The following is a 7,587-nucleotide window of genomic DNA, read 5'->3' as shown; positions in this document are numbered from 1 at the left end:
AATGCATAATCATATTTTACTTTTTTTTCCATAAAAAATGCCCCAAATAGTGTCTAACTTTTTGGGGCATGTCCATATTGCGGGCTTTCTTGTGAATTATAATTGAACCTAAAAATAAAGACAATGGTATTTTGACACTATTCTTGTTTAATTTATTTATTTGCTTGTACGCAATCGTACCAAACAAAAAACCGACACAGATTCCACAGATTTTCAATAAAAAAATGTCTAATTTGTAAAAATATATGAAATGTGTGTCAAAAAATATTTCTTACGTAGAACTACAGACAAGCATACTTCTTTTTAAACCATGGCCGGGTAATCAGTATATCCTTTCACAGTATCCGTGTAAAACGTGCTTTGATCTGGTTTACTTAATGGAGCATCAGTCTCAAAACGAGCCACTAAATCCGGATTTGCAATAAAGGGAACTCCATAAGCAACAAGATCTGCATACCCATCTTCAAGCACTTTGATTCCCATTTCTTTTGTAAACCCTTTATTGATGATTAATGTTCCTTTGTAAAACGGTCTGAAATGCTTAGCTACTTCAGTAACAGCAAAAGGTACATCATCAACCGGCGTAAAAGGCTCCGTCAAATGCACATACGCTAAACCATAGTCATTCAAACGGTTTACAATATATTCATAAGTAGGAATTGTCTGTTCATCTAACATCATTCCCTGCGTATTATGCAGGGTAGGATTCAAACGAACACCCACTTTAGAATAATCAATAACACCGGCTAAAGCATCTAGAATTTCAAAAAGGATTCGGGTTTTATTTTCTATTGAACCACCATATTCATCGGTACGATTATTGGAATAACCATTAAAAAACTGTTGTAGTAAATAGCCGTTGGCAGCGTGCAATTCGACACCATCAAAACCCGCCTCAATAGCATTTTTAGCTCCATTTTTAAAATCTAAAACGGTTTGTTTTATGTCTTCAATAGTCATTTCTTTTGGAACAACAGTGTCTACAAAACCGTCTTTTGTGTAAGCTTTTGCATACGGATTCAAAGCGGATGGCGCATGTGGTAATTCGCCATTATGCAAATCCGGATGCGACAACCGTCCCGTGTGCCACAATTGTGCAAATATAGTTCCTCCTTTTTCGTGAACTGCTTTTGTAACCAGTTTCCAACCTTCGGTTTGTGCTGCACTGTAAATTCCGGGCACATTGATAAAACCCACTGCTTTTGTACTCACAAAAGTTCCCTCGGAAACAATTAAACCTGCTGTAGCTCTTTGTGTGTAATATTCTGCCGTAAGTGCAGTAGGAACATTACCTTCATTATTAGAACGGCTTCTGGTCATTGGAGCCATCACCATTCGATTTTTTAAAGTACTGCTTCCTAATGTATAGGGTTGAAATAAAATTGATTTACTCATTTGATTTTTGTTAAAAATTAGTGTTTTATTAAATTAAATACTGGCTTTCAAACCAATACTTGTAAATAGAGTTAAAATAGTGTTTAAGGTTTCTTGCTCATTTCCTTTCAAAAGAAGAGAATCGTTAGAATCATACGCTGATTCGTTGCTCAGAACAACTTTAGAAAAAGGAAACAAATGCTGTAATTTATCCAGTGTACTTTCGGAATTAATCACCTCCATTTCGTTTCCCAAAATAAGTACGATTTTACCCGTTGCCACTTTTTTGATTTTTTCAATAAGAGTAACATTTGTTGCCACATCATTTGAAAGTATAATAATATCTGCCTCCCAACTTGCATTGGTTGGACAAATCATCATTTCTACATTTGCCTTCGGATTCTCTGAAATAATTTCGGTATACACCTCCAAAAGTGTAGCGGCTTTTTGATCAAACAGCAAAACGGGATTGGTTTTGGCAATTTGCTTTGCTAAAACAATACTATTGGTTGCTGAAACTCCAAGGACTGCAAATGTGGTTCTATTTGACATCGACTTATATTTACAGGACAAATTTAAGGCTGTATTGCAAAAGATTTCGTTGATGTAAAACAAGAAATTCTATTGATCTATGTCAATTAAAATGAACTTCGATTGTTAATTTGTTTGCGAACCCGACTCAATGTTTCCGGTTTCAGACCAAGGTAAGAGGCGATCATGTGTTGGGGTACACGTTGAACAATTCCGGGATAAGCAATTCCTAAATTGGTGTATTTTTCTTCGGCGGTTTCTGTTAAAGTCGAATTTATTCTGGCTTGATTGGCGATGTAGGCATTTTGCAAAAGCAAGCGTTGGTATCTTTCAAACATGGGGACTTTATCCATTAAAGCTTCTCTTGCCGATGTTGTCAGCAAAAGCAGTTCAGAATCCTCCAAGGCTTCAATCGTATAAATAGAGGAACTATTTGTTAGAAAACTGGACAAATCTGCGATCCACCAGCCTTCAATTGCAAATTGTACGATGTGTTCATTTCCTTTTTCATCGATGGAAAAAGAGCGCAGTATTCCTTTTTCAATAAAGGCATTGTAGACACAAATGTCTCCTTCTTGCAACAGGATTTGTTTTTTGCGTAATCTTTTAGGGATAAAAAAAGTTTTACACAACTCCATTTCTTCCTGAGTCAGTATCACTTTTTCCTGAATACTTTTGAATAATTGTTGAAACATGGTTGCAAGATACTAAATAATCAAGAATTCTTAAAAATAGTATTGCTGCTAAAAAAACAATCCTTGATAACTATTGATAAATCTAAAAATGGAAGTCTGTATAAATCAAAATATCTGACTACATTTGCCCAGTCTAATTTTAACACACAAATGAAACCGAACACACAACAATTAAACGATTTAACAATCCAAGTCAGAAGAGATATTCTTCGAATGGTACACGCTGTCAACTCAGGTCACCCAGGTGGTTCTCTAGGTTGTACTGAATTCCTTGTCACTTTATATCAAAATATAATGGAACGCAAAGAAGGTTTTGATATGGACGGTATTGGAGAAGATCTTTTCTTTCTTTCAAACGGGCATATTTCACCTGTATTTTACAGTGTTTTAGCTAGAAGCGGTTATTTTCCAGCAGCAGAACTAGCTACTTTCCGTTTGATCAATTCAAGACTACAAGGACACCCAACTACACATGACGGCTTACCAGGAATACGTATTGCATCTGGCTCTCTTGGACAGGGATTATCAGTAGGGATTGGTGCTGCTCAAGCAAAAAAATTGAATGGTGACAACCATATTATTTATACACTTCATGGTGATGGTGAATTACAGGAAGGTCAAAACTGGGAAGCAATCATGTATGCTGCTGCAAAAAAAGTGGACAACCTTATTGCTACAATCGATTTAAACGGAAAGCAAATTGATGGAACAACTGACGAGGTTTTAGCCATGGGAAGTATTCGTGCCAAGTTTGAAGCTTTTGATTGGGATGTTTTAGAAATTGAAAAAGGAAATGATATCGAAGCTATTATTGCCGGAATGAATGATGCCAAATCCAGAACTGGAAAAGGAAAACCAGTTTGTGTATTGTTGCACACTGAAATGGGTAATGGGGTAGATTTTATGATGTACAGTCACGCTTGGCACGGTAAAGCGCCTAATGATACGCAACTTGAAATTGCTTTAGGCCAAAACTACACAGCAGCAGAAAGCGACTACTAATCCCCACCTAGCCTCCCCGAAGGGGAGAAACAGCTACAGAATCATTAAATAAAAATTTAAAACCCTATTTACCCCAATAGGAGCTCCCCTCCTTTGGAGGGGTTGGGGGAGGAAAATGAAAAAATATACAAATACAGGAAGTAAAGATACACGTTCGGGTTTTGGAGCGGGAATGACTGAATTAGGTCAAAAAAACGAGAATGTTGTGGCACTTTGTGCAGATTTAATTGGTTCCCTTAAATTTGATGATTTCAAGAAAAATCACCCAGAACGTTTTTTCCAAATTGGAATTGCAGAAGCTAACATGATTGGAATTGCTGCCGGTTTAACTATTGGAGGAAAAATTCCTTTCACGGGAACTTTCGCTAATTTTTCTACGGGAAGAGTGTATGACCAAATTCGTCAGTCGGTTGCGTATTCAGAGAAAAACGTGAAAATTTGTGCTTCACACGCCGGATTAACTTTAGGGGAAGACGGTGCAACACACCAAATCCTGGAAGATATTGGTTTAATGAAAATGTTACCGGGAATGACGGTAATCAATACGTGTGATTACAACCAGACAAAAGCGGCTACATTGGCAATTGCGGATCACCACGGTCCTGTTTATTTGCGTTTTGGTCGTCCGGTTGTGCCTAACTTTATGCCCGCTGACGAACCTTTCGAAATAGGGAAAGCGATTGTTTTAACGGAAGGGACTGATGTAACTATTGTTGCTACGGGACATTTAGTTTGGGAAGCTCTTATCGCAGCTGAAGCATTAGAAGCACAAGGTATTTCTGCTGAAGTAATCAATATTCACACGATCAAACCATTAGATGAAGAAGCAATTTTGAAATCATTGGAAAAAACAAAATGTATTGTTACCGCTGAAGAGCATAACATTCTTGGTGGTCTGGGCGAAAGCATTTCTAGAGTTTTAGCTTTGAACAGCCCATTACCACAAGAATTCGTGGCAGTGAATGACAGCTTTGGAGAGTCCGGAACACCAGAACAATTAATGGATAAATACAAATTGAACAATCAAGCGATTGTTGAAGCGGTTCAAAGAGTAATGAAAAGAAAATAATAGCTTCCTTTTACTTATACAAAAAAAAATCCAGTTCAAATTGAACTGGATTTTTTTTGATTTGTATGTTTTAATTGCATTTTACTAAATGTCTTTTGATTCTTGCCGGATCAGTAGTATTTCCGCTACAGCTTGGGATAGATTCAAATGGGATTAAAACGCCATTAGCATCCGTGATTTCCGTTCTGGTACTCACACTGTCTCCATCATCATCAGTATCTAAAAAGTTTGGAATTCCATCTCCATCCGTATCATCCGGATTTATAACTCCTGTCGCTAAAACGCGCATATAACCATCGCCGTCAAGATCTTCTTGAAAATTCATGATTCCATCACCATCTGAATCCAGTCTGTTAATTTCGTATAATTTAAAACTAAAAACTAGAGGTGCGTAAGAAGGAATCGATCCACTTCCTGAATTATAATATCCTAATCCAGAAGGCAAAAACATTACTCCTGCTCCAAAATCTCTGTAAGATACGGTCCCATCTGTATTAGAATCGTAAGTCCCAGTCTTAAATTGCGGAAAAGTTTCGCCCCATCCTACTACTGTAGTAAGCAAACTAAAGAATTGTTGTGGGTTTTTCACCACCTCAAACTGAGTAGCAGAAAGTGTCGTAACTTCCGAAACCGTGGTTCGGGATAAATAATCTCCTTTGTAAGAAGCCAATACCGCATCAGCATTAGTAGGAGATTTGCCCGCTCCCTCTCTAAGCACTAAATAATACAAGGTATACGTTATATCATGAAGTTTGACATCTCTACTCAAAAGTTTAGGAAAGGTTGTTTTATCTTTATAAGACCAGATAGAGGGCTGGCTACCTCCTGCAGGAATTTTTGTATAGCTAACGTCCTGGTCGTCCGGGAAACCGGCGTGATTTACAACTGTGATATAATAGTTTTTTAAATATTCTTCGATATCCGTTAAATCAGTCGCATATTGCACTGCGAAATCTCTAGGCGGTTGAATTTCAGCAGCCTCATCCTTTGAGCATGAAAATAAAGAGATAGTTGTAATTAATAGAATAAAATAATACTTAAATTTGTTCATTATAGCTAATTTTTTTAAGTGCGCAAGATACAATATTGATTGATTTTTGTAAACAATTTAACTCCTATTTTAGAAAATTTATGAGAATAGATAAATATTTATGGTGCGTGCGGTATTATAAAACCCGAAATATGGTTACTGAAGCCTGCAAAAAGAATCACGTAACCGTTAACGGTCTTGTTGCCAAGCCTTCTAAAGAAGTTTTCGCTACTGACAAAATCACGTTTCGGAAAGACCAAATTACCCAAATAATCACCGTGTTGGATATCCCGGAAAATCGTGTCGGAGCAAAACTGGTTGATATTTACAGACGAAACGATACTCCGGCAGAAGCGTATCAACATTTAGAATTACTAAAACTATCAAAAGAACATTATCGAAAGAATGGCACGGGAAGACCTACCAAAAAAGATCGAAGAGATATTGATGAATTTCTCCCCTCCCCGACCCTCCCCGAAGGTGAGGGAGACTAGCCTTAGTTAATTAAGTACAATCCCGAATGAACTTTATCAAACACAATTCTCACCCCAGAGTTTTGAATGTAAGATAAGTGACAAATAAAAATTAAGTAAAACATCGAATAACCTTTGCCAGTCCTAGCTCCCTTCCCTTCGGGGAGGGTTGGGGAGGGGAATATAAAAATTTTAAATAATGAGCAAAAATATCATCTTAACAAATCAGGAAATTGATCACAAAATAAAAAGAATTGCCTACCAAATATATGAAACTTTCGTAGATGAAGAGGAAATAGTCATTGCAGGAATCGCCAGTAATGGTTTCATTTTCGCAAAAAAAATAGCCGCCGTCCTGGAAACTATTTCCCCTCTTAAAGTTGCACTATGCGAAGTACAGATCAACAAACAAAACCCTCAATTACCCATTCATACTTCGTTATCAAAAGAACAGTATACCAATAAAGGTTTAGTTCTGGTAGATGATGTATTAAACTCCGGAACGACACTTATCTATGCCGTACGACACTTTATAGATGTTCCTTTGAAAAAATTCAAAACCGCAGTGCTTGTGGATAGAAATCACAAAAAGTATCCTGTAAAAGCAGATTTTAAAGGAATCTCGCTTTCTACTTCGTTATTAGAGCACGTACAAGTTGTTTTTGATGAAAACGATACTAATTATGCGTATTTAAGCTAAAAGAGCCACAATATCCTGCGCAGTCTGATCGATTGTTTTACCATCAACCACAACTTTATATTGCGCTTGGTTGTAATAAAAGCTCCTGTCAAAAAGGTGTTTTGCTATGAACTCTTTCATATCTTCAGGACTTTTATCCGCAATCAGTGGACGCTTACTTACATTAAAAGCCAATCTGTTCAATAACGTTTCAATAGAAGCCTTTAGATAAATAGAAACAACATTATCTCCTTTTAGCAACTCATGATTATTGGCATAACAAGGAGTCCCTCCACCTAAACCTATAATACATGATTCGGGAGCGTTTAATAATTCGATAAAAACTTCGTGTTCTACCTTTCTAAAATAAATTTCTCCATGCTTTTCAAAAATGGCATTTATAGACAAATTCATCTTCTCTACTATCTTTTCATCCAAATCTACAAAAGGAAATTGGATAATTTTGGACAACTTATTTGCAATTGTAGACTTACCACACCCCATATAACCTAATAAAATTATTTTTTTCATCTGAATAAAACCTTACAAATTAAGGTGTTGAGTAATTTTGTTTAAAAAAGACAAATTTATAATAAAATTGCTTGGAAAACTCCAAAATAAGTCCTTATATTTGCACCCGCATTCAAGGAAAGAAAATGACTCGATAGCTCAGTTGGTAGAGCACATCACTTTTAATGATGGGGTCCTGGGTTCGAGCCCCAGTCGGGTCACAA

General features: G+C 36.7%; 9 protein-coding genes and 1 tRNA gene. 5 read left to right on the top strand and 5 right to left on the bottom strand.

The features are described 5' to 3' along the window. Positions 1–303: 303 nt before the first annotated feature. From EKM05_RS14255 to EKM05_RS14245, 3 genes are all read right to left on the bottom strand, one after another. Positions 304–1,395 carry an alkene reductase gene (locus EKM05_RS14255; protein ID WP_126460826.1) on the bottom strand — a complete coding sequence of 364 codons (1,092 nt, stop codon included), beginning with the start codon at positions 1,393–1,395 and terminating at the stop codon, positions 304–306. A 33-nt stretch (positions 1,396–1,428) separates the two neighbouring features. Next, positions 1,429–1,926 (bottom strand): hypothetical protein, encoded by a 498-nt coding sequence (locus EKM05_RS14250; RefSeq protein WP_126556362.1) that lies wholly within the window; start codon positions 1,924–1,926, stop codon positions 1,429–1,431. An 86-nt stretch (positions 1,927–2,012) separates the two neighbouring features. After that, positions 2,013–2,600 carry a Crp/Fnr family transcriptional regulator gene (locus tag EKM05_RS14245; protein ID WP_126455733.1) on the bottom strand — a complete coding sequence of 196 codons (588 nt, stop codon included), beginning with the start codon at positions 2,598–2,600 and terminating at the stop codon, positions 2,013–2,015. A gap of 150 nt (positions 2,601–2,750) precedes the next feature. Between EKM05_RS14245 and EKM05_RS14240 the strand changes: the two genes are divergently transcribed. Together EKM05_RS14240 and EKM05_RS14235 are read left to right on the top strand one after the other, a co-directional pair. After that, positions 2,751–3,602: a transketolase gene (locus EKM05_RS14240; protein ID WP_126556365.1), complete on the top strand. Its 852-nt coding sequence runs from the start codon at positions 2,751–2,753 to the stop codon at positions 3,600–3,602. Between the two features lie 115 nt (positions 3,603–3,717). After that, entirely contained in the window at positions 3,718–4,671 is a 954-nt protein-coding gene (locus EKM05_RS14235) for a transketolase family protein (RefSeq protein WP_126515735.1), read from the top strand. A gap of 70 nt (positions 4,672–4,741) precedes the next feature. Here the strand turns inward: EKM05_RS14235 and EKM05_RS14230 are convergent, their stop codons facing one another. Next, positions 4,742–5,722 (bottom strand): FKBP-type peptidyl-prolyl cis-trans isomerase, encoded by a 981-nt coding sequence (locus EKM05_RS14230; protein WP_126556359.1) that lies wholly within the window; start codon positions 5,720–5,722, stop codon positions 4,742–4,744. Between the two features lie 80 nt (positions 5,723–5,802). Here EKM05_RS14230 and EKM05_RS14225 point away from each other — a divergent pair, with 80 nt between their 5' ends. Next, positions 5,803–6,195, top strand: coding sequence for an RNA-binding S4 domain-containing protein (locus tag EKM05_RS14225; RefSeq protein WP_126460811.1), 393 nt, complete (start codon positions 5,803–5,805; stop codon positions 6,193–6,195). Positions 6,196–6,373: 178 nt separating this feature from the next. Beyond that, on the top strand, positions 6,374–6,874 hold the full coding sequence (locus EKM05_RS14220; RefSeq protein WP_126455725.1) for a phosphoribosyltransferase family protein: 501 nt from the start codon (positions 6,374–6,376) through the stop codon (positions 6,872–6,874). On the opposite strand, the gene EKM05_RS14215 is transcribed toward EKM05_RS14220, so the two are convergent. Then, complete coding sequence (locus EKM05_RS14215; protein WP_126460808.1) at positions 6,866–7,384, bottom strand: shikimate kinase; 519 nt, start codon at positions 7,382–7,384, stop codon at positions 6,866–6,868. The genes EKM05_RS14220 and EKM05_RS14215 overlap by 9 nt on opposite strands. Before the next feature lie 127 nt (positions 7,385–7,511). Here EKM05_RS14215 and EKM05_RS14210 point away from each other — a divergent pair. Further along, a tRNA-Lys gene (locus EKM05_RS14210) sits at positions 7,512–7,584 on the top strand. Positions 7,585–7,587 lie beyond the last annotated feature (3 nt).

The sequence above is a fragment of the Flavobacterium sp. GSP27 genome (assembly GCF_003970395.1).
In the GTDB taxonomy this organism is placed as follows: Bacteria; Bacteroidota; Bacteroidia; order Flavobacteriales; family Flavobacteriaceae; genus Flavobacterium.
Note: the sequence above shows the minus strand (reverse complement) of the source record. Positions and strands in the feature narration are given on the sequence as shown.